The sequence below is a fragment of the Nocardioides sp. YIM B13467 genome (assembly GCF_042788075.1).
GTDB lineage: Bacteria > Actinomycetota > Actinomycetes > Propionibacteriales > Nocardioidaceae > Nocardioides.
The window spans coordinates 3,570,846-3,596,675 of the sequence record NZ_JBHZPJ010000046.1; the positions used below are offsets into that span (position 1 = coordinate 3,570,846).

Annotated in this window: 28 protein-coding genes and 1 pseudogene; 8 read left to right on the plus strand and 21 right to left on the minus strand. The window is 70.0% G+C overall.

Annotated elements, in window-relative coordinates; translation table 11 throughout:
- Positions 1-146: 146 nt before the first annotated feature.
- From hisF to hisD, 11 genes are all read right to left on the minus strand, one after another.
- The gene (hisF, locus tag ACFX43_RS24295) at positions 147-908 is read right to left on the minus strand and encodes an imidazole glycerol phosphate synthase subunit HisF (protein ID WP_378836622.1); all 762 of its coding nucleotides are present in this window, start codon (positions 906-908) and stop codon (positions 147-149) included.
- Complete coding sequence (gene priA / locus ACFX43_RS24300; protein WP_378836625.1) at positions 905-1,654, minus strand: bifunctional 1-(5-phosphoribosyl)-5-((5-phosphoribosylamino)methylideneamino)imidazole-4-carboxamide isomerase/phosphoribosylanthranilate isomerase PriA; 750 nt, start codon at positions 1,652-1,654, stop codon at positions 905-907. Before priA ends, hisF begins: the two co-directional genes overlap by 4 nt.
- Positions 1,655-1,810: 156 nt before the next feature.
- A complete protein-coding gene (locus ACFX43_RS24305) occupies positions 1,811-2,530 on the minus strand; it encodes a VOC family protein (protein ID WP_378836627.1) in 720 nt (239 codons plus the stop codon).
- A gap of 63 nt (positions 2,531-2,593) precedes the next feature.
- The gene (locus ACFX43_RS24310) at positions 2,594-3,064 is read right to left on the minus strand and encodes an SRPBCC family protein (RefSeq protein ID WP_378836630.1); all 471 of its coding nucleotides are present in this window, start codon (positions 3,062-3,064) and stop codon (positions 2,594-2,596) included.
- Between the two features lie 41 nt (positions 3,065-3,105).
- Positions 3,106-3,606 carry a DinB family protein gene (locus ACFX43_RS24315; RefSeq protein WP_378836633.1) on the minus strand — a complete coding sequence of 167 codons (501 nt, stop codon included), beginning with the start codon at positions 3,604-3,606 and terminating at the stop codon, positions 3,106-3,108.
- A 5-nt stretch (positions 3,607-3,611) separates the two neighbouring features.
- Positions 3,612-4,046, minus strand: coding sequence for a DUF1801 domain-containing protein (locus tag ACFX43_RS24320; protein ID WP_378836635.1), 435 nt, complete (start codon positions 4,044-4,046; stop codon positions 3,612-3,614).
- Between the two features lie 9 nt (positions 4,047-4,055).
- Positions 4,056-4,388 (minus strand): hypothetical protein, encoded by a 333-nt coding sequence (locus ACFX43_RS24325; protein WP_378836637.1) that lies wholly within the window; start codon positions 4,386-4,388, stop codon positions 4,056-4,058.
- Entirely contained in the window at positions 4,389-5,033 is a 645-nt protein-coding gene (gene hisH / locus ACFX43_RS24330; protein WP_378836641.1) for an imidazole glycerol phosphate synthase subunit HisH, read from the minus strand. It lies immediately after the preceding gene.
- Positions 5,034-5,112: 79 nt separating this feature from the next.
- Entirely contained in the window at positions 5,113-5,721 is a 609-nt protein-coding gene (gene hisB / locus ACFX43_RS24335; RefSeq protein ID WP_350661381.1) for an imidazoleglycerol-phosphate dehydratase HisB, read from the minus strand.
- On the minus strand, positions 5,718-6,812 hold the full coding sequence (locus ACFX43_RS24340; protein ID WP_378836644.1) for a histidinol-phosphate transaminase: 1,095 nt from the start codon (positions 6,810-6,812) through the stop codon (positions 5,718-5,720). The genes hisB and ACFX43_RS24340 overlap by 4 nt, the downstream gene beginning before the upstream one ends.
- Complete coding sequence (gene hisD, locus ACFX43_RS24345; protein WP_378836647.1) at positions 6,809-8,116, minus strand: histidinol dehydrogenase; 1,308 nt, start codon at positions 8,114-8,116, stop codon at positions 6,809-6,811. The genes ACFX43_RS24340 and hisD overlap by 4 nt, the downstream gene beginning before the upstream one ends.
- A 138-nt stretch (positions 8,117-8,254) precedes the next feature.
- On the opposite strand from hisD, the gene ACFX43_RS24350 reads away from it, so the two are divergent.
- Complete coding sequence (locus ACFX43_RS24350) at positions 8,255-9,010, plus strand: hypothetical protein (RefSeq protein WP_378836650.1); 756 nt, start codon at positions 8,255-8,257, stop codon at positions 9,008-9,010.
- Positions 9,011-9,085: 75 nt separating this feature from the next.
- Complete coding sequence (locus tag ACFX43_RS24355) at positions 9,086-9,754, plus strand: LON peptidase substrate-binding domain-containing protein (protein WP_378836652.1); 669 nt, start codon at positions 9,086-9,088, stop codon at positions 9,752-9,754.
- 78 nt (positions 9,755-9,832) lie between these two features.
- On the opposite strand, the pseudogene ACFX43_RS24360 reads toward ACFX43_RS24355, so the two are convergent.
- The 6 genes and pseudogenes from ACFX43_RS24360 to ACFX43_RS24385 all read right to left on the minus strand — a co-directional run.
- A pseudogene (locus tag ACFX43_RS24360) lies at positions 9,833-10,192 on the minus strand (flavin reductase family protein); the annotation flags it as partial.
- A complete protein-coding gene (locus ACFX43_RS24365) occupies positions 10,189-11,538 on the minus strand; it encodes an MFS transporter (protein ID WP_378836655.1) in 1,350 nt (449 codons plus the stop codon). The gene ACFX43_RS24365 and the pseudogene ACFX43_RS24360, both read right to left, overlap by 4 nt.
- Positions 11,539-11,549: 11 nt before the next feature.
- On the minus strand, positions 11,550-12,698 hold the full coding sequence (locus ACFX43_RS24370) for an LLM class flavin-dependent oxidoreductase (protein ID WP_378836657.1): 1,149 nt from the start codon (positions 12,696-12,698) through the stop codon (positions 11,550-11,552).
- A gap of 40 nt (positions 12,699-12,738) precedes the next feature.
- The gene (locus ACFX43_RS24375; protein ID WP_378836661.1) at positions 12,739-13,947 is read right to left on the minus strand and encodes an SfnB family sulfur acquisition oxidoreductase; all 1,209 of its coding nucleotides are present in this window, start codon (positions 13,945-13,947) and stop codon (positions 12,739-12,741) included.
- On the minus strand, positions 13,944-15,050 hold the full coding sequence (gene sfnG / locus ACFX43_RS24380) for a dimethylsulfone monooxygenase SfnG (RefSeq protein ID WP_378836664.1): 1,107 nt from the start codon (positions 15,048-15,050) through the stop codon (positions 13,944-13,946). The genes ACFX43_RS24375 and sfnG overlap by 4 nt, the downstream gene beginning before the upstream one ends.
- A gap of 163 nt (positions 15,051-15,213) precedes the next feature.
- Complete coding sequence (locus ACFX43_RS24385; protein ID WP_378836667.1) at positions 15,214-16,455, minus strand: acyl-CoA dehydrogenase family protein; 1,242 nt, start codon at positions 16,453-16,455, stop codon at positions 15,214-15,216.
- 145 nt (positions 16,456-16,600) lie between these two features.
- On the opposite strand from ACFX43_RS24385, the gene ACFX43_RS24390 reads away from it, so the two are divergent.
- On the plus strand, positions 16,601-17,530 hold the full coding sequence (locus tag ACFX43_RS24390; RefSeq protein WP_378836671.1) for a LysR family transcriptional regulator: 930 nt from the start codon (positions 16,601-16,603) through the stop codon (positions 17,528-17,530).
- Here the strand turns inward: ACFX43_RS24390 and hemE are convergent.
- Positions 17,509-18,591, minus strand: coding sequence for a uroporphyrinogen decarboxylase (gene hemE / locus ACFX43_RS24395; protein WP_378836673.1), 1,083 nt, complete (start codon positions 18,589-18,591; stop codon positions 17,509-17,511). The two genes, ACFX43_RS24390 and hemE, sit on opposite strands and share 22 nt — an antisense overlap.
- Before the next feature lie 70 nt (positions 18,592-18,661).
- Here hemE and ACFX43_RS24400 point away from each other — a divergent pair, with 70 nt between their 5' ends.
- Complete coding sequence (locus tag ACFX43_RS24400) at positions 18,662-19,300, plus strand: DUF3000 domain-containing protein (RefSeq protein WP_378836676.1); 639 nt, start codon at positions 18,662-18,664, stop codon at positions 19,298-19,300.
- Between the two features lie 79 nt (positions 19,301-19,379).
- Positions 19,380-20,648 (plus strand): HRDC domain-containing protein, encoded by a 1,269-nt coding sequence (locus ACFX43_RS24405; RefSeq protein ID WP_378836680.1) that lies wholly within the window; start codon positions 19,380-19,382, stop codon positions 20,646-20,648.
- Between the two features lie 82 nt (positions 20,649-20,730).
- On the opposite strand, the gene ACFX43_RS24410 is transcribed toward ACFX43_RS24405, so the two are convergent.
- From ACFX43_RS24410 to ACFX43_RS24420, 3 genes are all read right to left on the minus strand, one after another.
- Complete coding sequence (locus ACFX43_RS24410; RefSeq protein WP_378836682.1) at positions 20,731-21,324, minus strand: extracellular solute-binding protein; 594 nt, start codon at positions 21,322-21,324, stop codon at positions 20,731-20,733.
- Positions 21,227-22,387 (minus strand): Gfo/Idh/MocA family protein, encoded by a 1,161-nt coding sequence (locus ACFX43_RS24415; protein WP_378836684.1) that lies wholly within the window; start codon positions 22,385-22,387, stop codon positions 21,227-21,229. Before ACFX43_RS24415 ends, ACFX43_RS24410 begins: the two co-directional genes overlap by 98 nt.
- Positions 22,388-22,414: 27 nt before the next feature.
- A complete protein-coding gene (locus ACFX43_RS24420; RefSeq protein ID WP_378841108.1) occupies positions 22,415-23,857 on the minus strand; it encodes a trehalose-6-phosphate synthase in 1,443 nt (480 codons plus the stop codon).
- A 157-nt stretch (positions 23,858-24,014) separates the two neighbouring features.
- On the opposite strand from ACFX43_RS24420, the gene ACFX43_RS24425 reads away from it, so the two are divergent.
- From ACFX43_RS24425 to otsB, 3 genes are all read left to right on the plus strand, one after another.
- Entirely contained in the window at positions 24,015-24,311 is a 297-nt protein-coding gene (locus tag ACFX43_RS24425; protein ID WP_091046051.1) for a DUF3263 domain-containing protein, read from the plus strand.
- Positions 24,312-24,830, plus strand: a complete 519-nt coding sequence (locus ACFX43_RS24430; protein WP_378836687.1) for a LytR C-terminal domain-containing protein — start codon at positions 24,312-24,314, stop codon at positions 24,828-24,830.
- Positions 24,831-24,922: 92 nt separating this feature from the next.
- The gene (gene otsB, locus ACFX43_RS24435) at positions 24,923-25,774 is read left to right on the plus strand and encodes a trehalose-phosphatase (protein ID WP_378836690.1); all 852 of its coding nucleotides are present in this window, start codon (positions 24,923-24,925) and stop codon (positions 25,772-25,774) included.
- Positions 25,775-25,830: the final 56 nt, after the last annotated feature.

The following is a 25,830-nucleotide window of genomic DNA, read 5'->3' on the forward strand; positions in this document are numbered from 1 at the left end:
GGCGGGAAAAAGCGCCAGGCCAGCCTGTCTCAGCGGCGGGGTGTGCGGTGGCGGCGCGGGCGACCCAGGTGTGCGATAGCGCCCTGGGCTATCCAGGGAACGGAGGCAGAATCCCGCCATGGCGGGATTCTGCCGCAGGCGACCCGTCAGCGAACAGGCGCGCCGGCGCCGGAGAGCGCCTGCTTGACCTCGCCGATCCGCACCTTGCCGAAGTGGAAGATCGTCGCTGCGAGCACCGCGTCGGCGCCGGCCTCGACCGCGGGCGGGAAGTGCTCGGCCTTGCCTGCGCCGCCGGAGGCGATGACCGGAACGGTCACCTCGCTGCGTACGGCCTTGATCAGGTCGATGTCGAAGCCGTCCTCGGTGCCGTCGGCGTCCATCGCGTTGAGCAGGATCTCGCCGGCGCCGAGCTCGACGGCCTTCGCGGCCCACTCGATGGCATCGATCCCCGCGGACTTGCGCCCGCCATGAGTCGTGACCTCGAAGCCGGAGTCGGTCCCGGGCGCCCGGCGGGCGTCGACGGAGAGCACGAGAACCTGGTTGCCGAACCGATCGGCGATCTCGGCGATCAGCTCGGGGCGGACGATGGCGGCGGTGTTGACCGCGATCTTGTCGGCGCCCGCACGAAGCATCCGGTCCACGTCGTCGACGCTGCGGATCCCGCCGCCGACGGTGAGCGGGATGAAGACCTGCTCAGCGGTGCGGGTGACGATCTCGAGCGTCGTCGCCCGTCCCTCGTGGGAGGCGGAGATGTCGAGGAAGGTGAGCTCGTCGGCGCCTTCCTTGTCGTACGTCGCGGCCAGCTCCACCGGGTCGCCGGCGTCGCGCAGCTCCTTGAAGTTGATCCCCTTGACGACGCGACCGGCGTCGACATCGAGGCAGGGGATGACGCGTACGGAAAGGCTCATGACTGGTCCCCACGTGGCCGGCCGAGAGTGAGGTCGAGCGCCTCGGCGAGGTCCAGGGAGCCGGTGTAGAGCGCCGTACCGGCGATCGCACCCTCCACGCCGATCTCCACCAGGCCCATCAGTGCCTCGATGTCGTCGATGGTGGTCACTCCCCCGCTCGCCACGACCGGGCGGTCGGTGGCCTCGCAGACCGCGCGAAGCAGGTCGAGGTTGGGGCCCTGGAGCATGCCGTCCTTGTTGACGTCGGTGACGACGTAGCGCGCGCAGCCCTCGGAGTCGAGGCGGGTGAGCGTCTCGTAGAGGTCGCCGCCGTCCTTGGTCCAACCGCGTGCGGCGAGGGTTCGCCCGCGTACGTCCAGCCCCACCGCGACTCGGTCGCCGTAGGTCGCGATCGCCTGCCGGGTCCACTCCGGGTTCTCCAGCGCGGCGGTGCCGATGTTGACGCGGCGGCAGCCGGTCGCCATCGCGGCCTCGAGCGACTCGTCGTCGCGGATCCCACCGCTCATCTCGACCTTGATGTCGAGCTTGCCGACGATCCCGGCGAGGATCTCGCGGTTGTTGCCGTGGCCGAACGCGGCATCGAGGTCGACCAGATGGATCCACTCGGCCCCGGTCTCCTGCCACCTCAGCGCGGCCTCGAAGGGATCGCCGAAGCGCTTCTCCGACCCGTCCACGCCCTGGACGAGCTGCACCGCCTGCCCGCCCTTCACATCGACGGCCGGCAGGAGCTCGAGGTAGTCACCCATGGGGCGATCCTATGTTCTGTGCGCCGCCACCCCTGCCCCGCCGTCCCGTTGCGAGACGGTTCCTTCATCAAGGTATGCAGGCGAAGGAACACATCCCTCGCAGAGCTCCGCACGGGAAGCGGCCCTCCGGCTGCATACCTTGCCCAAGGAACACCCTCAGCGCGGCGCCAACACCTCGAACTCGTACGCGTCCGGGTCGGTCATCCTCGCCCACCGCCCGTCACCGTACGTCTCGGCGACGACCGTCGCCCCGAGCCCGATGAGGCGGCTGATCTCGTCGGCAGGGCCGGTGTCCTCGGGCGCGATCAGGTCGAAACGGAACCGGTCCCGCGGCCCACGCGGCACCGGTGGCGGCCCGCCCCAGGCGACCTTGGCGCTGCCCGACGGGGTCGCGACCGCGGTCTCGCCGTCCTCGTCCCAGACCAGCGGCCAGCCGAGCGCCGCACTCCAGAAGATCCCGTTCTCCCGCGACCCGTCCGCGGCGACCTCTCCCAGGAAGCCCGTCCCCTCCAGCCACCGGTTGCCGGCCGGGATCACGCACAGCTCGTTGCCCTCAGGGTCGCCGAGCACGATGTGGTCCTCGTCCGGCCGCTGCCCCACGTCGAGGTGGGTGGCCCCGAGGCCGATCAGCCGGTCGACGGTCAGATGCTGGTCATCGGGCAGGCTGCTGGTCAGATGGAGATGGTGCGGGTTCGCCAGTGTCTTCGGCGCGTCCGTGGGCACGAACCGGATCCGGAGGTCGTCCTCCGCTCGTGGCAGCAGACGGATCTCCTCGCCACTCGTCTCGGTCTCCCGGCCCAGCACCGCTGCCCAGAATCCCGCGACCCGCTCCGGGTCGTTGGCATCGATACAGATCCCGAACCGCCGAGGTGTCATGTCCGGCAACCTAGGTCGCGCCGGGATCGGTACGCAATCGGTTTCGGCGCCGCGCCGACGGACTCAGTCCGTGCCTGCCGGCCGCGCGGCCACGGTCGCCAGCTTGGCCAGTCCCTTCTCCATGTCGGGCGCGATCGCCTTCTCCATCGAGTAGAACTTGGTCATCAGCCCCATCACACCGCTCACCGACCCTGTGTGGGTCCACTTCAGCTGCGTACCGTCGGCGACAGTGGCCAGGTCGAAGCTCACCGTGCTCCGGCTCTTGAACGGCTTCAGGAACTCCAGCGCGACCTCGATGTGCTCGGGGCTCGACTCGGTGATCTCCATCGCGCCGGCCCCCGCGCGCTTGTTGCCCGACCAGGCATAGCGCGCGCCGACACCGGATTCGGCTCCCGAGTAGGTGCGCGACATGTCCGGGTCGAGCTCCTCCCAGGGCGACCAGGACGGCCACTCATGGAAGTCATCGAGCAGCGCGTGCACGCGCCCGATGTCGCAGGGAAGGACCGCGGACCTGGAGACCTCGTAGTCGGTCATGTCCCGACACTACATCCGGCGGCCACGAGCCTGAACCGTACTCAGTCGCTCCCGGGGTTCACGCCGACCGAGCCGTCGATGGTCTCACGGAGGATGTCGGCGTGGCCGGCGTGACGGGTGGCGTCGCAGAGGCGGGCGGCCATGACGTTGAAGAGCATGACGTCCTCGTCCCACCACGGCACGTAGCCGGGAGCGTCGATGGGGAGCGCCTCGATGGTGGCGTCCACGTGGGACCAGACGCGGGCGGCGAGGTCGAGGACGTCGGCCCTGGTCTCATGCTCTGTCGCCCGGTGGGTGGCATCCCACCATCCGGCGGTGTCCCACGGCGGGAGGTCGACCGGCGGCGTACGGCCGAAGACCTCGCCGAAGTAGCGGGCGTCGGAGAGGGCGTTGTGCTTGACCAGCCCGAGCAGGTTGGTGCCCGTCGGCGTCATCGGGCGGCGGACGTCATGTTCGGAGAGTCCCTCGAGCTTCCACACCAGCGCCTCCCGGACGCCACGGAGTTTGTCGTGCAGGTGAGCCTTCGCGAAAGTGTCGTTCACGACGCTCATCCCTCCGCGGCGCGCTTGCCGTAGGTGCCGCCGGTCAGGGTGGCGTACGAGCGTCGAACGATCTCCTCCAGAACGCTCAGCTCGACCGCGGCGACGTCCTTGAGATAGAGGCAGCCGACGCCGTGGGTGTGCGGACCGAGGCGGGCGAGGAGGTCTTCGTAGGCCGAGATGCCGTCGTTGAGGTAGACGACCGAGGCGGCCTTGCGGGGCGAGAAACCCGCGGCCGGGGCATCGCCCTCGGTGCCGCTGGCGTACTTGTAGTGGTACTCGCCGAAACCCACGATCGCGGACCCGAACATCCGAGGCTCCAGCCCGGTGGCGCGCCGCATCAACTCCAGCAGCGTGGCGGCATCCCGACGGCGACCCGGAGGCTCGACAGCCTCGATGAAACCCACCGGATCGGCGTCGGTCCAGGTCGTCTTGGCTGCCATCTGGCCACTTTAGCGGCGGAACAGCAGCGTGTAGACCACAGGCGCGACCAGCACCGACGCTATGCCTGCGAAGACCACCGTGCCGACGTCCTCGGTGACGAGGTAGACGAGCGCGTTGAGGAGAAGCAGAACGACGATCAGGATCCGTACGTTGCGCCGACGGCGCTCAGCGAGCGCACTGTTCGGCCGGGACCGGCGAGCCGGAACCCATCCGGTCAGACGCTCACGACGGGCCCGTCGCTCGGCGGACCTGGCCGCCCGGGCGGCACGCTCCTCGGCGGCCTTGGCGGCCTGCCGCTCGCGCTCGGCACGGGCCTTCGCCCGGGCTCCGGTCTGGGCCACCTACGCCGCCTTCAAGGAGGACACCCAGTTGCGCAGAACCGCGGCGCCGGCGTCGCCGGACTTCTCCGGGTGGAACTGGGTGGCGCTCAGCGGGCCGTTCTCGACGGCGGCCACGAACCGGTCGCCACCGTGCTCGGCCCAGGTGACCAGCGGCGCGACGGTGCGGTCGTTGGTGACCAGGGTCCAGTCGCGTACGCCGTAGGAGTGCACGAAGTAGAACCGCTCCTTCTCGACGCCCGCGAACAGGGACGTCCCGGACGGCACGTCGAGCGTGTTCCAGCCCATGTGGGGCACGATCGGCGCCTGGAGGCGCTCGACGACGCCGGGCCACTCGCCGCACCCCTCGGTCTCGACACCGTGCTCGATACCGGTCTCGAAGAGGATCTGCATGCCGACGCAGATCCCCATGACCGGACGGCCGCCGGCGAGACGCCGGGCGATGATCCGCTCGCCGCGGATCGCACGCAGACCCTTCATGCAGGCCTCGAAAGCACCCACACCGGGCACCAGCAGACCGTCGGCCGCCATCGCGGCGTCGAGGTCACCGGTCAGCTCGACCGAGGCACCGGCGCGCTCAACGGCGCGGACGGCGGAGCGTACGTTTCCGGAGCCGTAATCGAGCACCACCACCGACGGAGCACTCACAGCACCACGTCCGTAGCGCAAGCGCCAGCATACGAACGCGGCGCTGTATTGACACGATTGTTCACTCGCTGACGCTCGCTCACAGTGCGCCCTTCGTCGACGGGATCCCGGTCTCGCGCGGGTCGTAGGCGATCGCGTCGCGGAACGCCCGCGCGAACGCCTTGAACTGCGTCTCCACGATGTGGTGCGGCTCGCGCCCGGCGAGCACGTTGACGTGCATCGTCAGGTGGGCGTGGTGGGCGATGGAGTCGAAGATGTGCTGGGTCAGGGAGCCGAGGTAGGGCACCCCCGAGCCGCCGAGCAGCACGTACTGCTGGCCCTCCGGCTCGCCGGTGTGGACCGAGTAGGGGCGGCCGGAGACGTCCACGACGCAGCGTACGAGCGCCTCGTCGAGCGGGACGGTCGCATCGCCGTAGCGACGGATGCCCTTCTTGTCCCCCAGCGCCTGGCGCAGCGCCTGGCCGAGCACGATCGCGGTGTCCTCGACGGTGTGGTGGGCGTCGATGTGCACGTCGCCCTCGGAGTGCACGGTCAGGTCGACGAGAGAGTGCCGTCCGAAGGCGGTCAGCATGTGGTCGTAGAACCCGACACCCGTCGAGACGTCCACCCGTCCGGTGCCGTCGAGGTTCACCTCGACGACCACCTTCGACTCCGAGGTCTCCCGCTCGATCCGGGCGATCCTGCTCATGCTCGTGCTCCGTTCACATCGGTCAAAGCTTGCTTGAAAGCGGTCATCTCGTCGGGCGTCCCGACCGAGACCCGCAGCCATCCGTCGGGCCCGGTCTCGCGGATCAGCACTCCGCGGTCGAGCAGCCCCTGCCAGACCGCGTGCCGGTCGGCGTAGCGCCCGAAGAGGACGAAGTTGGCGTCCGAGTCGGCGACCTCGAGCCGCTGCTCGCGCAGCCACTCGACCAGCGTGTCCCGCTCCTCGCGAAGATCGGCCACGTAGCCCAGCAGCTCCGGCGCGTGCCGCAGGGCGGCGCTCGCCGCCGCCTGGGTCACCGCGGAGAGGTGGTAGGGCAGGCGTACGACGCGGATCGCGTCACAGATCGCCGGGTCGGCCGCCAGGTAGCCGAGCCGCAGCCCGGCTCCGGCGAACGCCTTCGACATCGTGCGGGTGACCACCAGGTTGCGGTGCTCGGAGAGCAGCTCCAGCGCCGAGGGCACCCCGGTCCGCCGGAACTCGCCGTAGGCCTCGTCGACCACCACGATGCCGCCGTCGCCGACCGCTTCGCACAGCACGGTGACCGCCTCCGGCGGCAGCGCGGTGCCGGTGGGGTTGTTGGGGCTCGGCAGCAGTACGACGTGGGGCCGGGTCTCCTCGACCAGCGCCCGTGCCTTCTCCAGATCGATCGCGAAGTCGCTCTCGCGGTGTCCGACGACCCACTCGGTGTTGGTGTCGCGGGCGTACTCCGGATACATCGAGTAGGTCGGCGCGAAGCTGATCGCGGTGCGCCCCGGACCACCGAAGGCCTGCAGCAGCTGCAGCATCACCTCGTTGGACCCGTTGGCGGCCCACACCTGCTCCGGCGCGATCTGCGCCTCCACGTCCGAGGAGAGGTACGCAGCCAGCCCCTCCCGCAGCGCGACGAACTCGCGGTCCGGGTAGCGGTTGAGCGTGCGCGCCGCCTCGCCGACGCTGGCCGCGATGTCGGCGACCGTCTCGGCGGAGGGCTGGTAGGGGTTCTCGTTGACGTTGAGCTGGACCGGGACGTCCAGCTGCGGAGCGCCGTAGGGCTCGATCCCGGCGAGCTCGGCGCGGATCGGTGGCCAGCTCATGAGAACCTCACCGACACGGCCGCGCCGTGGCCCGGCAGGTCCTCGGCCTCGGCGAGTGTGACCACGTGGTCCTTGACCGCGGCCAGCCCCTCGCGGGAGTAGTCGACGACGTGGATCGACTTGGTGAAGGCCCGCACCGAGAGACCCGAGGAGTGGCAGGCGCAGCCGCCGGTGGGCAGCACGTGGTTGGACCCGGCGCAGTAGTCGCCCAGCGACACCGGAGCGTAGGAACCGACGAAGATCGCGCCGGCGTTGCGGATCCGGCCGGCGACCCGGGCGGCGTCGGCGGTGTGGATCTCGAGGTGCTCGGCGGCGTACGCGTTCACGACGTCGACGCCCTGGTCGATGTCGTCGACGAGCACGATGCCCGACTGCGCACCGGTCAGTGACGTACGGATCCGCTCGACGTGCTTGGTCGCGGCGACCTGCTTGTCGAGCTCGGCCTCCACGTCGGCGGCAAGCGTCTCGGAGTCGGTGACCAGCACCGATGCGGCCAGCGGGTCGTGCTCGGCCTGGGAGATCAGGTCGGCGGCGACGTAGGCGGCCTCGGCGGTCTCGTCGGCGAGGATCGCGATCTCGGTCGGGCCAGCCTCGGAGTCGATCCCGACCTGCCCCTTGAGCAGACGCTTCGCGGTGACGACGTAGATGTTGCCGGGACCGGTGACCATGTCGACTCGCTCGCACGGGTCGACCCCGTAGGCGAACATCGCGATCGCCTGGGCACCGCCCACGGCGTAGACCTCATCGACGCCGAGCAGCGCGCACGCGGCCAGGATGGTGGGCTGCGGAAGCCCTCCGAACTCCTTCTGCGGCGGCGAGGCCAGGGCGATCGAGGGCACCCCGGCGACCTGCGCCGGAACGACGTTCATCAGCACCGAGGAGACCAGCGGAGCCAGACCACCAGGCACATAGAGCCCCACGCGCCCCACCGGCACCTTGCGGTGCGTCACCCGGGCGCCGGGCGCCAGGTCGGTGACCGCGTCCTGCTCGAGCTCGGCGGCACAGGTCGTACGCAGCCGCGCGATCGACTCCTCGAGCCCGGCGCGGATCGCCGGGTCGAGCTCGTCGAGGGCCTTGGTCAGCGCCGCGGCCGGGACCCGGATGTCGTCGACGCGCACGCCGTCGAACCTCTCGGAGAACTCGGCGATCGCCTCCTGGCCGCGCTCGCGGACGGCGTCGATGATCGGCTGCACCGCATGAGTGGCCGCCTCGATGTCGAACTCGGCACGCGGCACGGCGGCGCGGTAGTCGATGGTCGAAGCGGAGCCTCTGTCGGCACCCCTCAGGTCGATGCGGCGGATCATGCCTCAAGTCTACGAGTGGGCGGGGTCCGGAGCCGATCTGCCGACGCCACGTGGACGTTGCGCGACACGCGGCCGGGAGCGCATGCGGCCGCCCCGATCCGGGTACCCGGAGGTCTGACCCACCAAGGGAGGAACGTCATGGCACGGACCGGACTTTTCCACCGAGAGCACAAACATGCCGACGAGAGCCGCGCCGGGTTCGACGAGGACCACGCCGCGACCCGCGACTACCACCCAGGTGGTCCGGCGGTCGTCGGTCACGACGACCGCGTCGAGCGCCCACACAACGCCGACGGCGAGGTCGGCCAGCCGCGCCCGGGAGACGCCGTCGAGCACCACCGCCATGTCGAGGAGGGCCGACACGCCGCCCTCCACGACACCTACGGAGGCATGAACTGGGGCGCCTGCTTCTTCGGCTGGCTGGTCGCCGTCGGGCTGACCGTCGTCCTCGGAGCGATCATCGGCGCCGTCGCCTCGGCGGTCGACACCAACGAGAACTGGACCCAGACGGACCTGCAGGAGATATCCGGCTCGGTCGGCATCGCGGCAGCGATCACGCTCGCCGTGGTGATGTTCGTCGGCTACTACGCCGGTGGATACGTCGCCGCACGGATGTCCCGCTTCGACGCCCGCCGACAGGGCCTGGGCGTGTGGATCGTGGCGATCGTGGCGATGATCATCGCTGCCGTCGCCGGCGCGCTGTTCGGCTCCAGCTACGACATCATGCGGCAGGTCGACCTGCCCAGCGTGGGGCTGAGCACCGACCAGCTCAGCTGGGGCGCCGTGATCGCCGGCGTCGCGCTCCTGGCCGTGATGCTCGTCGGGGCGCTCCTCGGCTCCGCCACAGGCCAGCGCTACCACACCAAGATCGACCGGGCGGTCTACCACGACTGACGGCTCGGGTCGGCAGCTGAAACAACACGGGGGTTCGCGGGCGCACACGCCCGCGGCCCCCATAGGTTGGTGCCCGTGAACGAGCGCCAGCGACTACCCATGTTCCCGCTCAACGCGGTCCTGTTTCCCGGCGTGACGCTGCCGCTGCGCGTCTTCGAGGACCGCTACCGCGCGATGGTGCACCACCTGCTCCGCCAGGAAGAGGAGGAGCGCCACTTCGGCTCGGTCGCGATCCGCGAGGGCTACGAGGTCGGCGAGACCGGCGCCCAGTCGCTCTACCGTGTCGGGGTGAAGCTGCTGATCACCGAGGTGGAGCGGCACGAGGACGGCTCCTTCGACCTCGAGGTGCTCGCGGTCGACCGGATCCGGATGGACAGCCTGGTCAGCTCGGGCGACTTCCCCGTCGCCGACGTCGAGGACCTCCCCGAGGATCACGTCGCGGTCCCGAACACCATCGTCGACACCGCGCGAGCGACCTTCACCGCCTACCGGGCCGCGCTGCTGGAGTTTCGCGAGGACCCGTTCACCGGCTCGCTCCCGAAGGACCCCGAGTTCCTCTCCTGGACCATCTCGGCCACCACTCCCCTGCCCATGCCCGACCGGCAGGCACTCCTGGAGGCACCCGACGCCGGCGTACGCCTCGGCATTGCGACCGACCTGCTTCGGTCCGAGCTCAAGGCGATGAACGTGATCCCCTCGCTGCCCGCGACCGAGGTCGCCCGCACGAAGTGGTCCCCCAACTGATGGCGANGCGTGGAGCTGCAGGAGTATGACGATGTGGTCGCCGGCCTCGACCTCGCGGTAGACGGTGCAGTCGAACTGCGCCAGGCCCTCGTCGAGGGTGAGGGCTCCGTCGAGGGACGAGCTGACCACGAGGCCGTCGAAGCGGGAGTCGACGGGACCGGCGAGCTGGCGGCAGACCTCGCCGTGGTGCTCGGCCAGGACGGTGACACCCAGATGCGAGGAGCGCCGTAGGTCGGGCCACGTCTTCGAGGTCCGGGCCACCGAGAAGGAGACCAGCGGCGGGTCCAGGGACACCGAGGTGAACGACGACGCCGCCAGGCCGACAGGGCGGCCGTCGACCACCGCGGCAACCGCCACCACCCCGCTGGGGAAGACCCCAAAGGCCTGCCGCAGCGCGGCCGGGTCGAGATCCTGATTCGTACGCAGTGGATCGGTCATCGCGCCACCACCGAGTTCGCGGGCACTGCCCGCGCCTCGTCCACCGCCGTGTCCCGCAGCCTCTCGCCACGGGTCTCCGGCAGCAGCCACATGCAGGTCAGACTGATCACGGCGACCACGACGTTGTAGCCGGCCACCCACCACAGCGAGCGGTCATCGGAGAGCGCCACCAGGGCGGCCGCGATCAGCGGCGTCAGCCCGGAGGCCACCACTCCTGAGATCTGGTAGAGCGCGTTGAGCGCGGAGAACCGGTAGCGGGTGTCGAACAGCTCGCTCCAGAACGCCGCCAGCGGCCCGTAGACGGTGCCGTAGACCAGACCCAGCCCACCGACGAAGGCCGCCACCGACGGCACCACCGCGCCGGACTGCACCGCGGCCGCGACCGGGAAGGCGATCACCAGTCCCAGCACGGCCCCCACGGTGTAGACCGGCCGCCGTCCGAACCGGTCGCTCAGCGCTCCGGAGACGACGGTCATGACCACGCCCAGCAGCGCGCCGGCCATGATCGCGTTGAGCACCACCGACCGGCTCAGCCCCGCGTCAGCCACCGCGTAGGAGAGCAGGAAGACCGAGTAGAGGTTGTAGGTGAACCCCTCCACGAACCGCGTCCCCATCCCGAGCAGCAGCGTGCGCGGCTGACGCCGGAAGAGCTCCCCGACCGGCAGCTTGGAGACCTTCTTCTCGGCCTGCACCTCTTGAAACGAAGGCGTCTCCATGATCGAGAGCCGGATCCAGGCGCCGATGGCGAGCAGCACGATGGAGATCAGGAAGCAGACCCGCCATCCCCACGCCAGGAAGGCCGCGTCGGGCAGCTGTGACGCCACCGCGAACGCCCCGGAGGCGAGCACCAGCCCGCCCGGGACACCGATGTGCGCGAAGCTGCCGTAGAGGCCGCGGCGCCCGGCCGGTGCGTACTCGGTGGCCAGCAGCACCGCGCCGCCGTACTCACCTCCCACACCGATCCCCTGCAGGATCCGGAGCACCACGAGCGCGATCGGAGCGAGCACCCCGATGGAGTCGTACGTCGGGAGCAGCCCGACCAGCGAGGTGCCCACTCCCATGATCACGAGCGTCCAGATCAGCATGGTCTTGCGACCGATCCGGTCGCCGAAGTGTCCGAAGATCAGGCCTCCGACGGGGCGGGCCAGGAACCCCACGGCGAAGGTGCCGAAGGAGGCGAAGGTCGCCGCGGTGCCGCTGAGCCCGTTGAAGTAGAGCTTGTCGAAGACGAGGCCGGCGGCGGTGCCGTAGAGGAAGAAGTCGTACCACTCGATGGTGGCGCCGACCGAGGCCGCGAGCGCGACCCGCTTCGGATTGGCGGTGGCTTTGGCGGTGACAGCAGACATCCGGATCCTCCCTACTGGGCCGCGGCGCCGAAGGGCACCGCTGCCCCTCGGCCGGCGACGGGGGCGGGGTGGGACCACAGGCCGCGACGCGCGAGCTCGGGCAGGACGCCCTCGCCGAACCAGTAGGACTCCTCCAGGTGCGGGTAGCCGGAGAGCACGAACTCCGAGATCCCGACGGAGTGGTAGGCCTCGATCAGGTCGGCGATCTCGGTGTAGGAGCCGACCAGCGCGGTCCCGGCACCACCGCGGACCAGCCCGACGCCCGCCCACAGGTTGGGGTAGACCTCGAGCCCGTCGCGCGAGCCCTGGTTGAGCTCCAGCATCCGCCGCTGACCCTCCGAGACGCTGCGGGAGAGCCCCGCCTGGACCCGCGCGATGTCCTCGTCCGAGATGTTCTCCAGCAGCCGGTCGGCCTCCGCCCACGCGGCAGACGAGGTCTCGCGGGCGATCGAGTGCAGCCGGATCCCGAAGCGGAGCTCGCGGCCGCGGTCGGCGGCCAGCTTCTGCACGCGTCCGATCTTCTCCGCGACCGCGGCCGGTGGCTCGCCCCAGGTCAGGTAGACGTCGGCGTGCTCGGCAGCGACCTCCAGCGCGGCCGGCGAGGAGCCGCCGAAGTAGACGTCCGGGACCGGCGTGGGCCGCTGCTCCAGTCGCGCGTTCTCCACCGAGAGGTGCTTTCCGGAGAAGGTCACCGTCTCCCCCGCCCAGAGCCGGCGGACGATGTGCAGGAACTCCCCGCACCGCTCGTACCGCTCGTCCTTGGCCAGGAAGTCGCCGTACATCCGCTGCTCGTGGTCCTCACCTCCGGTGACGACGTTGAGGAGCAGCCGCTGCCCGGACAGGTTCTGGAAGGTGCCCGCCATCTGCGCGGCCAGATAGGGCGAGACCGAGTCGGGCCGGAAGGCGACCAGGAACTTCAGCCGCTCCGAGAGGGAGCTGAGCATCGCGGTCGTCACCCAGGCGTCCTCGCACCACGCGCCGGTCGGCGTCAGCGCAGCCTCGAAGCCGAGCTGCTCGGCGCTGCGGGCGATCTGGCCGAGGTAGGGCACCGTCGCCGGACGGCCCGACGCCAGCGCGCTGACACCGTGACCGCCGCCGATCACGTGACGGCCGTCGCCACCGTTGGTCGGGAGGAACCAGTGGAACTTGAGGGTGCTCATCGCTGCCTTTCGCGTGGGATGTGTGGGGGATGTGGGGAGGTCAGATCTGCCCGTGCCGCGGCGGCGGGGTGGCGTCGACCGCCCACCGCCCGAGGTGCTGCACCTTCCAGGCGGCCGGGTCGTGGAGGGTGTGGGTGCGCGCGTTGCGCCAGTGGCGGTCGAGGTTGGTGGACGTCAGAGCCGCCCGGGTGCCAGAGACCTCGAGCAGCCGGCTGGTGACGTCGACCGACACCTTCGCGGTCGACGCGCGGGCAGCCGCCACCGCCAGGCTCGCCTCTGCGGCCGATGACGCGGTGAGGTCCGCGTCGGCCTCGTCGACGCGTCGCGCCGCCTCGGCGAGGAGCGCCTCGGCGCTGCGTACGGCCAGCTCCATCTCGCCGAAGGCCTGGACGACCAGCGGGTCCTGTGCGGCCGTCTCGGCACCGGCGAGCGCGACGGCGTCGGCGTAGGGGCGGGACTTCGTGCGTACGAACTCGGAGGCCTCGTCCAGCGCGCGCCGGGCGATCCCGGCGTCGATGGCCGCGTGCAGCAGCTGGGCGAAGGCGCCGTAGGTAGTCGGCACGTCGAACGTGACCGAGAACGGCGTCACCCACTCCTCGGCCACGGCGACATCGGTGAGGCGCACCGTGCCGGACCCGGTCGTACGCTGCCCGACGGCGTCCCAGTCGTCGACGATCTCGACACCGGGAGTCTCAGCGCGGACCCAGGCGACCTGCAGCGGCCCGTCGACGTCGCGCCGCGCGAGCACGGCGAGATAGTCGGCGAAGAGCGAGCCGGTGCAGTAGAACTTCTCGCCGTTCAGCAGCCACTCCCCCTTCTCCCGGGCCGGCGTGAGGGTCGTGCGGATGTCGCGCACGTGCTTGGTGCCGAACTCCGACTGCGCGTTGGCGACCAGCGCCCCGGCCCGCACCTCGCTGTAGATCCGCTGCTGCTGCTCGCGGGTGCCGTTCAGCCGGAGCTGGTTGAGGAAGACGAAGTGGCTGTGCGGGACCTGGCCGACGTTGGGATCACCCCACGAGACCAGCCGGAACACCTCGGCCACGGTCGTGGCCGGGAGCGCCGGACCGCCGAACTCGAGGGGGACGGTGAGCGCGCCGAGCCCGGCGGCGGCGTACGCCTTGACCTGGTCGTAGGGCAGCGCCCTGACCCGGTCGCGTCCGCCGTCGCCGAGCGCGAGCTCGTCGGCCAGCCGCCGCGCCACCAGCGGCGCGGTCTCGGCGTCGAGTCGGGCGATCTCCGTCGTGCTCAAGCCACGGACTCCAGCTGCTGCGCCTCGAGCTCGCGCACGATCGGAAGGACGCGCTGACCGAAGTACTCCACGTCCTCGAGGTAGTGCAGGAAGCCGCCGAGGATCAGGTCGGCGCCGGCCCTCTTGAGCTCGACGATCCGCTCGGCGACCTGCTCGGGCGTGCCGATCAGTCCGGTCCGGAAGCCGTCGTTGTACTGCACCAGGTCCTCGAAGCTGGAGTCCTGCCACATCCCGGTCTTGTCGCCGGTCGACTGCCCGGCCTGCTTGACCGCGGAGCCGAAGCCTTCGACGGCCTCACGGTCGGCCTTGTCGATGATCTCCCTGAGGGTGTCGCGCGCCTCCTTCTCGGTGTCGCGGGCGACGATGAAGCCGTTGATCCCGAAGCGGACCCGACGTCCCAGCGGCCCGGCGACCGCGTTGACGTCGGCGATCTGCGCGGCGAGGCCTTCGGGGGTGTTGCCGTTGGCGAAGTACCAGTCCGAGACGCGGCCGGCCATCGCCTTGGCGTCGGAGGAGTTGCCGCCCTGGAAGATCTCCGGGTGCGGACGTCCCTCGCTGGCCAGCGGCTTCGGCTTCAGGTCGAAGTCGTGCAGCCGGTAGAAGTCGCCGTTGAGCTCGGCGGCGTCGCTCGTCCAGATCTCGCGGAGGTAGCGGATGAACTCCTCCGAGCGACGGTAGCGCTCGCCGTGCTCGAGCCACGGCTCGCCGAGCTGGGTGAACTCGTCCTTGAACCAGCCGCTGACCACGTTGACGGCCGCACGGCCGCCGGAGAGGTGGTCGGCGGTGGCCAGGAACTTGGCGAGTACGCCGGGCTGCCACAGCCCCGGGTGGACGGCGGCGATCACCTTGAGCCGCTCGGTGGCCAGCAGCAGCGCGAGGGAGAACGAGGTGGACTCGTGCTGGTAGGCCGCGCCGTAGGAGGCCATGTAGCGCACCTGGGACAGGGCGTACTCGAAGCCGTTGTTCTCGGCCAGCTGCGCAAGCTTCTTGTTGTAGTCGTAGCTCCAGTCGGTGCGCTGCTCGATCTTGCTCACCACCAGGCCGCCACTGACGTTGGGCACCCAGTAGGCGAACTTCAGGGGCTCGGTTGCCGGTGAAGTCATGCTGGTCTCCTTGGATCGCGAATGTCTACTAAACTTATCTGATTAAACAGGCGACGGGACCGGATCTCCCGATGTGGACCACCGGAAGACCCGATCCCGTGATAGGTGCCGCCTATCAGGCGGCGACGGGGCGAGAGGCCCTACTGATCACCGAAGGCGGCGCTCACGTGTACCAGGTCGGCGCGGGGATCTCGCCGAGCAGCGCGTAGCGGCCCACCTCGGCCCGCTTGTGCGCGACCGGGTCGTGCAGCGAGTGGGTGCGGATGTTTCGCCAGAAGATGTCCAGGCCGACCTTGTTGGAGGTCGCCCGGGCGCCGGTGAGGTCATAGACCTTGGTGCCGATCTCCAGGCCGGCGTCGATCGCGACCTGCTTGGCCGCGGCGATCACGACCGCCGCCTCGCCGCGCTCCTGATCGGTGACCTCGTCGGCGTGCGAGTTGATGGCCTCGATCAGGCCGGCCGCGCGCTCGGCCAGCGCCTGGGCCGCCCACAGCTTCGAGGTCAGGTCGCCGTACGTCTCCTGGATGTAGAACTCCTCGCTTCCCTTCTCCTTGACGTCTCCGGCGTAGGGCCAGGCACGCGTGGTGTCGCGGGTGTAGGTCGCCGCGGTCGTCAGAGCGCCCTCCGCGATCCCCAGGTAGAAGTTGGTGAAGATGAGCTGGATGATCGGCACGTTGAGCGTGTTGTAGACCCGCGGGACGAATTCGTACGTCCCGTCCTCCTGCTTCACATAGCCGGCCGCGGACTCCCACGGGACGCGCACGCCGTTGATCTCGACAGCGCCGGACTCGGTGAGCCGCTGGCCGAGGTTGTCCCAGTCGCCGGCGAAGACGATGGCCTCCTGCTGGGTCGGGACGATCGCGAAGACATGCTTCTCGGTGCCTTCGATGACCCCCTCGAGAACGGTCAGGTCGGAGATCCGCCCGCCGGTCGAGAACGACTTGCGGCCGGCGAAGACGAGCTCGTCGCCCTCGACCCTGATCACCAGGTCGTCGTCGCGCGGGTTGACCGCGCCACCGAAGAAGAAGTTGTTCTCGGTGTAGAGCTGCTCGACGGCGGCGATCTGCTCCGGGGTGCCGACCAGCCGCGCCGCCCAGGCCCACAGGTAGTGGTAGCCGAGCAGCTGTCCGATCGAGCCGTCGCCCGCCGCGACCGCCCGAACCACGCGCAGCGCGGTCGTCCAGTCCTGACCGGCACCGCCGTGCTCGGCGGGGCCGAGCAGGGTGACCAGGCCGCTCTCCTTGAGCAGATCGACCTCGTACGTCGGGACCTGGTTGGCCCGGTCGCGGGCGACCGCGTCCGCGGAGAGCCTGGTGGCCACCTCGCGGGCACGGTCGACCCAGCCCTCCGGGGTCGTGGGTGCCGCGCCGAACTCCGCGGCGTTGCGTACAGCTTCGGTTGTCATCGCGCCCTCTCAGTCTTGCGTCGTGGATGTTTCTGTCTTTAATCGACCAAGTTACTTGAGAATGGATGGTGTGAAACAGGCTGGACGCCAGCGATCACCGATCACCCGCTCGGGATGACCGATCACCGACCGAGGAGAGCACAGCGTGAGGATCGAGCAGCTGGAGTACATCGCAGCCGTGACCCAGTACGGCTCGCTGCGCCGCGCGAGCGAGCAGCTCCACATCTCCCAGCCCGCCCTGAGCGAGGCGATCACCAAGCTCGAGCGCGAGCTCGGCGTGACCCTGCTCGATCGGCGCCGCGCCGGCGCCCGGATCAGCCGCGAAGGCCAGGAGCTGCTGCACTCGATGTCCGACGTCCTGGAGGCCGTCGACCGCCTCCGCCTGGCCGCCGGCGACCAGAGCGCCGGGGTCAGCTCGGTCCGGGTCGGCACGGTCCACGCCGGCACCTCGACCGTACTGCTACCGACGTTGCGGAGATTCGCCGACGAGCATCCGCGGACGAGCGTCGAGGTGCGCACCATGGTGCAGGAGGACATCTACCTCGCCCTCGCCGAGGGCACCATCGACATCGGTTTGGTCAACCTGCTCGACGGCGACGACCTACCGCCGACCGTCGAAGGCACCGTGCTTCTCCACGGACGGCCGATCGTGGTGCTGCCCGCGGGCCACCCGCTCGCGTCCCGCGCCGAGATCACCGTCGAGGAGCTCCGCCAGGAGCCGTTCGTCGGCATGCGCTCGGGCTACCTGATGTATCGCTTCGCCCACCGCGTCTTCGGTCGCGACCTCCCCCACCACTGGCACGCCACCGACGGCGCCGAGATGGGCAAGATGATGGTCGGCGAGGGCCTCGGACTGACCCTGCTGCCCGACTACAGCGTCGTCGGCGACCCGCGCGAGACGGGCGGGCACATCACCGTACGTCCCCTCGCCGGGGATCGCTCCCGGGTGACGATGGTCGCGGCGCGACGGCACAACGCACGTACGACCTCGGGGGCGCGCAGCCTCCTCGACCTGCTCGCCGAGACGGCTGCCCGCTCTCAGCGCTCTCGGTCTCAGCCCTCGGCCGGCTCGTAGCTCTGCACGAACTCGGTGAGCCGGGCGAGCTGGTCGGGGTCGGTGGTTGGGATGACGCCGTGGCCGAGGTTGAAGATGTGGCCCTTGGCTCGCCGCCCGGTCTCGATGATCTTCCCGGCCTGCTCGAGCATCACCTCGGTGGGCGCGAAGACGAGGGCGGGGTCGAGGTTGCCCTGGACGCCGAAGTGGTCGCCGAGCTGGGTGATCGCCCAGTCCAGCGGCGTACGCCAGTCGACACCGACGACCTCGGCACCGGCGCTGCCCATCAGCGGAAGGAGCATGGCGGAGTTGACGCCGAAGTGGATCCGCGGGACGCCGAGCTCGCCGATCCGGGTCATCACCTGGGTGGAGTAGGGCAGCACGTGGCGCTCGTAGTCGGCGGGCGTGCAGGCGCCGGCCCAGGAGTCGAAGAGCTGCACCGCGGAGGCACCCGCACGGACCTGGACCTCCAGGAACGCGCCGGAGATCCCGGCGATCTTGCGCATCAGGGCGTCCCACACGTCGGGGGCACCGAACATGAGCGCCTTGGTCCTGGCGTACTCCTTCGAGGGGCCACCCTCGACCAGGTAGGAGGCGACGGTGAACGGGGCGCCGGCGAAGCCGATCAGCGGGGTGCCGCCGTTGATGCCGGCCAGCTCACCGGTGAGGTTCTGGACGGCCTCGGTGATGTAGGGGACGTGCTCCGGGGTCAGGTCCGGGATCGCCTCCACGTCGGCCAGGGTGCGCACCGGGTTCGCGATCACCGGGCCGACGCCGGGCTTGATGTCGAGGTCGACCCCGACCGCCTTCAGCGGCAGCACGATGTCGGAGAAGAAGATGGCCGCGTCGACCCCGTAGCGGCGTACGGGCTGCAGGGTGATCTCGGTGATCAGGTCGGCGTCCTGGCAGGACTCGAGCATGCCGATGCCCTCGCGGACCTTCAGATACTCGGGCAGCGACCGGCCGGCCTGGCGCATGAACCACACCGGCGTACGGCTCGGCTTCTGTCCCCTGAGCGCCTGCAGGAACGGGGACGACGCGAGCGCGTCGGAGGGGTTCTCAGGAGTGTTCACGGCAGCCACTCGGCAATGGTCCCACCCGGCGCGGCGTGTACGCACATCGCGAATCGCGCAGAAGACATACCCTGTTCACATGGTCGTCCGTGGAGAGTCGCGTCCCGCCGCGGGACCGGAGACCGGTCCTGCCGTGTTCCGGTCCGCCGCGGAAGGGATGCGCGCCGCGACCTTCAGACCCGAGGTGCTGGCCGAGGAGATGCCGGCGCCCCAGCGGATCGCTCCGTACGCCGCGGCGCTGTCCGCCGAGGTGACCGTCGGTGACGTCGACGTGGCGACCGGACGGCTGATCCTGCTGCACGATCCCGACGGCAACGACGCCTGGGGCACGGTGCACGGACTGCCCGGCACGTTCCGCCTGGTGGCGTACGCACGGGCCGATATCGACGTCGAGCACATCAGCGACCCGCTTCTGGGTGAGGTCGGCTGGTCCTGGCTCCTCGACGCACTGTCCGGTCACGGCGCATCGCACGTGGCGGCGGCCGGCACCGTGACCCGCGTCGCGACCGAGTCGTACGGCGGGATGGCCGAGGAGGAGGGCACCGCCCAGATCGAGATCCGCGCCTCCTGGACGCCGGTCGGCACGGCCTCGGGCGACCTTGACCTGCGACCACACACCGAGGCGTGGGGCGAACTGCTCTGCACGGCTGCGGGACTTCCTCCGGTGCCGGAGGGCGTCACCGTCATCCCGAGCCGGCGAGGGCAGCGAGGCGCGTGATCGAGCCTCAGCGAGTGAACCGTCGGGCCATCACGCCGCCGCGTCCGTATCATGGCGCTTGCGCGACGGAGGTGGCGGCGTGATCGAAGACAACACCGAGGCCGATACGGGGCCGGACACACCAGAAGATGCTGATCCGGCGCCGCTGCTGACCCTGCGCGACGGGCTGCCTCCGGTGACCGACACCGACGAGGGTCTGGTCAAGGCCGCCGCGGCCATCGCCGCCGGTTCGGGTCCGGTCGGGATCGATGCGGAGCGCGCCTCCGGCTACCGCTACTCCAACCGCGCCTACCTGATCCAGCTGCGCCGCGAAGGCTCCGGGATCTGGCTGATCGACCCGATCGAGCTGTCCACGATGCAGCCGCTGGTCGACGCGCTCGAGGGCACCGAGTGGATCCTGCACGCCGCCACCCAGGACCTTCCCTGTCTCAGCGACCTCGGCTTGTACCCCTCCGCACTGTTCGACACCGAGCTCGCGGGGCGGTTGCTGGGCTATCCGCGCGTCGGGCTCGGCACCCTGGTCGAGACTGTTCTGGGCTTCACCATGCTCAAGGAGCACTCCGCGGCAGACTGGTCGACCCGACCGCTGCCGGACGCCTGGCTGGAGTACGCCGCGCTCGACGTCGAGGTGCTCGTCGAGCTGCGCGACGCGCTGGCTGCCGAGCTCGTCGCACAGGGCAAGGAGACCTGGGCTCGCCAGGAGTTCGACTGGCTGCGCGGGTTCGAGGCGCCGGTGCGTACGGACGCCTGGCGACGCACCTCCGGCATGCACCGCGTACGCGGCCGCCGCGGCCTCGCCGCGGTGCGTGAGCTGTGGACCGAGCGCGACCGGATCGCGCAGCAGCGTGACGTCACCCCGAGCCGGATCATTCCCGACGCCGCGATCGTCGCCGCCGCGCAGGATCTCCCGCAGGACAAGGCCGCGCTGCTCGGGCTGAAGGGGTTCCACGGCCGTGGCGCCGAGCGCTACGCGACCTCCTGGGTGAAGGCGCTCAACCGCGCGGTCACGATGGAGGAGGACGAGCTCCCGGTGCGCTCGCCGCGCTCCGAGGGTCCTCCCCCGCCCCGCGCGTGGGCCGACAAGGACCCCGTCGCCGCCCGTCGTCTCACGCTGGCGCGCGAGTCCGTCAACGCCCTCGCCGAGGCCCGCAACCTCCCGGCCGAGAACCTGCTGACTCCCGACTTCCTGCGCCGCGCCATGTGGACGCCTCCGAAGACCCGCGACCCCGGCGCCCTGCTCGACGGCATCATCGAGATCCTCTCCGGCTTCGGCGCCCGCGGCTGGCAGATCGCCCTCACCGCACCGCTCCTCACCGACGCCGTCCTCCACGCCGAGGCGAGGGAGTGACCGCGCGAAGCGCGGACATCGAGCCCTGACCTTTCGGTCGACGTACGTGCCGCCTCAGGCGACGGGGGTGACGCCTCGGCAGCTAGGAGCTGGGCGAGATGGAGGGCGACGGGGAGGCCGGCGGGGTGGGCTGGGGGAAGACGGTCTTGGAGAGCTCGTCGATCTGGACCGCGTAGTCCTCGACCTGCTCGGGCTCGGTGACCGCGAAGGAGCCTCGTACGGCGACGGCGGCGACCTTCTGGAGCTGGGCGAGCTGGGTGGCCTCGGGAAGCACCTGCATGTCGCGCACGGTGTCGGTGAAGATCCGGGCGTTCTTCGGGTTGCGCTCGGGCTGGGTGAAGACCGGGGCGTAGCCGACCTCGGAGTTGACCGGCACGAAGTGGCCGGTGCGGACCATCTTCACGACCGACTCGGTCGAGATGAGGTAGGTGAGGAAGTCGGCGGTGGCGTCGGGGTCGGCGGCCTCCGAGCCCATGCACAGTCCGGCGTAGTCGCCGGTGGTGCCGTTGCCACCCGGCATCGGCATCACGTCCCACTCCATCGCCTCGGTCGCGCGAAGGTCCGAGACCAGCGAACGGTCACCGACCAGGGCCACCAGGCGGCCCTGCTTGAAGGCCTGGAACGGAGTGCGGCCGTGGAGGTCCTTCGCGGTGGCCAGCACGTTGGGTTGGGTCAACGCCTCGACCAGGTCCTCGTAGGCACCGGCCGAATCCTCCAGCGCGGTGGTCGTCGGGGCCAGCGGGTCGTCGAAGAGGGTCGCGCCGGCGCCGGNGCATCAGGCTGAGCGTCTGGCTGTGGGGCACCAGCGGGGACTCCAGGAGGCCTTCGCGCAGGCAGCGCTGCACCTCGACGATCTCGTTCCCGTACGCAGCGCCGATGACGGGCTCGTCGCCGACGATCTCGACGGGCTCGTCGCCGTTGGCGGGCTTGAAGACCGCCGAGGACGGGTGGTGGAAGTCGGTCAGCTCGATGCGGCCCTGGTCGGTGGCGATGGCCGCCGAGCGCGAGGAGTAGGAGGTGACCGAGGAGACCATGGTGGAGAGCTCGTTGCCGGCGTACTTCCCGGTCATCACCAGGTCGAGGTCGAAGGTGGCGCCGTCGGCACCCTCGCCGAGGTTGGCCTGAGCGGTCAGCGCACGGGCCTCGCCGAAGAGCAGGTGGGCGAAGGTGAGCGGGTAGATGCCCATGTCGAGCAGCGCGCTGGCGCCGAGCGCGGGGTCGAGGAGGCGCTGGTGCTGCTCGGGATCGGCGACGAAGCCGAGCTCGGCGTGTACGTGACGGGGGACCCCGAATCGGCCCGACCTCACGTCGGTGACGAGGCGCCGGATGATCGGGTTGGTCGCCATCCACATGGCTTCCATGAGGAAGAGCTTCTTGGAGGTGGCCAGGTCGACCATCTTCTGGGAGTCGGCGGCGTTGAGCGTCAGCGCCTTCTCGCACAGCACGTGCTTGCCGGCGTCGAGCATGAGGGTGGCGTGCTCGAGGTGGTGGGAGTGGGGGCTGGCGACGTAGACGACGTCGACGTCCTCGTCGGCGGCCAGCTCCTCATAGGAGCCGTGCGCGCGGACCGGGCCGTTGGCGGCGTACTCCTTCGCGAACGTCTCCGCGGACTCCTTGCTCCGGGAGCCGACGGCCGCGAGCCGGCCGTCGGGGACGAGCATCAGATCGGTGGCGAGGGAGTGGGCGATCCGGCCGGTGCCGAGAATTCCCCACCTGATCGGGTCAGAGTTGGTGGTCACGCCTCGACTCTAGCCACCTGGCCGGCCCTAGTGGGCGTTGGGCGGAAGCACGTTCTTGGTGTGGCTGCCCTGGACCGCCGCGAGCTCCTCGAGGAACGTGTCGGCCCAGTGGCGTACGTCCTTGGAGGCGACCTGCTTGCGCATCGCCCGCATCCGGCGGGTGAGCTCCTTCGGCTCGGCCTTGTACGCCTCCAGCAGCGCGGCCTTCATCCCGTTGATGTCGTAGGGGTTCACGAGCCAGGCCTGGCGCAGCTCCTCGGCCGCGCCGGCGAACTCGGAGAGCACGAGGGCGCCGTCGTTGTCGTAGCGGCAGGCGACGTACTCCTTCGCGACCAGGTTCATGCCGTCGCGGTAGGGAGTGACGACCATGATGTCGGCGGCGCGGTAGAGCGCGGCCATCTCGGCACGGGGGAGCGAGGTGTGGAGGTAGGAGATCGCAGGACGGCCGATGCGGCCGAGGTCGCCGTTGAGCCGGCCGACGAGGCGGTCGATGTCGTCGCGCAGCTTGCGGTACTGCTCGACGCGCTCGCGCGAGGGCACCGCCACCTGGACGAAGATCGCGTCCTCGACGTCGAGCTCGGTGTCGCGGAGCATCTCGCCGTAGGCGCGCAGCCTGGCGTAGATGCCCTTGGTGTAGTCGAGCCGGTCGACGCCGAGCAGGATCTTCTTCGGGTCGCCGAGCTGCTGGCGGATCTCCTTGGCGCGCTGATTGATGGCCTCGTCGTGGGCCATCTCGTCGAAGCCGACGAAGTCGATCGAGATCGGGAAGGCGGCCGCGTGCACGGTGCGCCCGTCGGGGAGATAGACCAGGTCACGATGGGTCTTGTGGCCGACACGCTGGCGCACCAGGCGGACGAAGTTCTGGGCCGCCTGCGGCAGCTGGAAGCCGACCAGGTCGGCGCCGAGGAGACCCTCGAGGAGCTGGCGGCGCCAGGGGACCTGCTGGAAGAGCTCGGCCGGTGGGAACGGGATGTGCAGGTAGAAGCCGATGCGCAGGTCGGGGCGGAGCTCGCGCAGCATCTGCGGGACGAGCTGGAGCTGGTAGTCCTGCACCCAGACGGTCGCGCCCTTCGCGGCGACCTCGGCGCACTTCTCGGCGAACCTCTGGTTGACCCGCTGGTAGCCGTCCCACCACTCGCGGTGGAACTCCGGCTTGGCCACGACGTCGTGGTAGAGCGGCCACAGGGTGCCGTTGGAGAAGCCCTCGTAGTGCTCCTCGATGTCCTGGGCGGTCATCGTCATCGGCAGCAGGTGGAGCCCGTCGTCCTCGAACGGCTCGAGGTCCTCGTCGGTTCCGCCGGGCCAGCCGATCCAGACACCGTCGTTGGCCCGCAGGACCGGCTCGAGGGCGCTGACCAGGCCTCCTGGGGAGCGTCGCCACGCCTTCGTTCCGTCCGGCATCTCCACACGATCCACGGGGAGCCGATTGGCCACGATTACCAGGTCAGCCTGCACATCTCCGACTGTAATGGACCGGGGCCGGGTTCGGCGCCGAGTCGTTCCACCCGTGACTTCCGGCCCCCCGATCCGAATACCTGTCGAGTAACACGCCGGGAGGGTGAACCACAGCGGTGTAGTTCGGCGCGTTAGGGTGTGGTCAGATGCAGACGACACCGGGGGACGAGGAATGAGCGCTGTCAACGTGCAGGTCACAGGCCCAGGCGAGGACCCCGCGAGCCTCAGCGAGCGCGACAAGCAGATCCTCGACTTCGAGCGTCAGTGGTGGAAGTACGCCGGAGCCAAGGAAGCCGCTGTGCGTGAGGCGTTCAACATGTCCGCCACCCGTTACTACCAGGTGCTCAACGCTCTCATCGACAAGCCGGAGGCCCTCGAGGCCGATCCCCTGCTGGTACGCCGCCTGCGACGGCTCCGCGCGGCCCGGCAGCGTCAGCGCTCGGCGAGACGGCTCGGTTTCGAGGTCTGAATGACCGGCTGCGTACGTCCTTCGAAGGGTGAGCGTGGCGTCGCGCTCCCCACACCCGTCATCGCGCTGAGCGTGGCGGCCGTCGTCGCCGCGGTGATCATCTTCTGGATCACCGGTGGCGACGGAGACGAGGGCAAGGAGATCGCCCAGGCCGGTGGCAGCCCCTCGCCTTCGGCGTCGGCCTCGCCGAAGGCGGCCAAGGCCGAGGAGAAGAAGCCGCCCAAGGCCGAGCCTTCGCCGGTCGACCGCGCCAAGGTCAGCGTCGAGGTCTACAACCAGTCGAATATCGTCGGCTTGGCTGGCGACGTCGCGGCAAAGGCGAACACGGTCGGCTGGAACGTCGTCGGCGAGGACAACTGGATGGGCTCCATCCCGGAGAACACCGTCTACTACCCGAGCGAGATGAAGCGTGAGGGTCAGCAGCTCGCGGATGACCTCGGCATCAAACGCACCCACGAGTCGGTCGAGGGCTTGATGAAGGGCGACCGGTTGACGGTGGTTCTGACCGGGGCTCTCTGAGCCTTTCCGGCCGCTCTCGAGGGTGTGTGATCTACCGCACGGCGGCGCCCTCGCGGTCGGCTCCGAGGTGGTTGCCGTGTCACAGTTGAGGCATGGCCGAACTCCAGCCTGATGGCACCGCAGGAGAGCAGAAGTACGCCGCGATCGCGGCTGCTGCCGCCGAGACCCTCGTCGGTCTCGACTTCGACGGCACGCTCTCCCCGATCGTCGAGGACCCGGCTTCGGCTCGGATCCATCCGGACGCGGCCACGGTCCTGATCGCGCTCGCCTCCCGGGTGAAGGCACTGGCCATCGTCACCGGCCGTCCGGCCGGACAGGTCGTCGAGCTCGGTGGGCTGGCCGCGATCGCCGACGCGCTCGCGGAGGAGGGCAAGGAGCTGTACGTCTTCGGGCAGTACGGCAACGAGCGCTGGAGCGGTGCCGACAGGGTCGTCGTCGGCCCGCCGCCGCCCGAGGGGCTGGCCGCCTTCGAGGCGGCGCTGCCGGAGGTGCTCGCCGCTCACGGGGCGCAGGACGCCTACATCGAGGAGAAGGGGCTCGCCGTCGGGGTACACACCCGCCGGTTCCCCGATCCCGACGGCCTCGCCGCGCGTCTGCTCCCGCCGCTGACCGAGCTGGCCGGCGAGCACGGGCTCGTGATCGAGCCCGGCAAGCAGGTCATCGAGGTGCGTGCTCCTGGCATGCACAAGGGGCATGCGATCGACACGCTGATCTCGGAGGTCTCGCCCGGCGCGATCCTGTTCGGCGGGGACGACCTGGGCGACATCGAGGCGTTCGAGGCCGTCAGGGCATGGGGAAAGACCACCGGGTCGGCGACGCTGCTCGTCTACTCCCACGCCGGCCCCGACCGGGGTCCGCTCGCTGATCTCGCCGATCTCGAGGTGCAGGGGCCGGACGGTGTGCTGGAGCTTCTGCGTGAGCTGACCGACGACAGCGTCCGCTGACAGCGAACACGATAACCGGAGGGAACATCCGGTTGCCCCCAGAAGTTGAGCGAGTA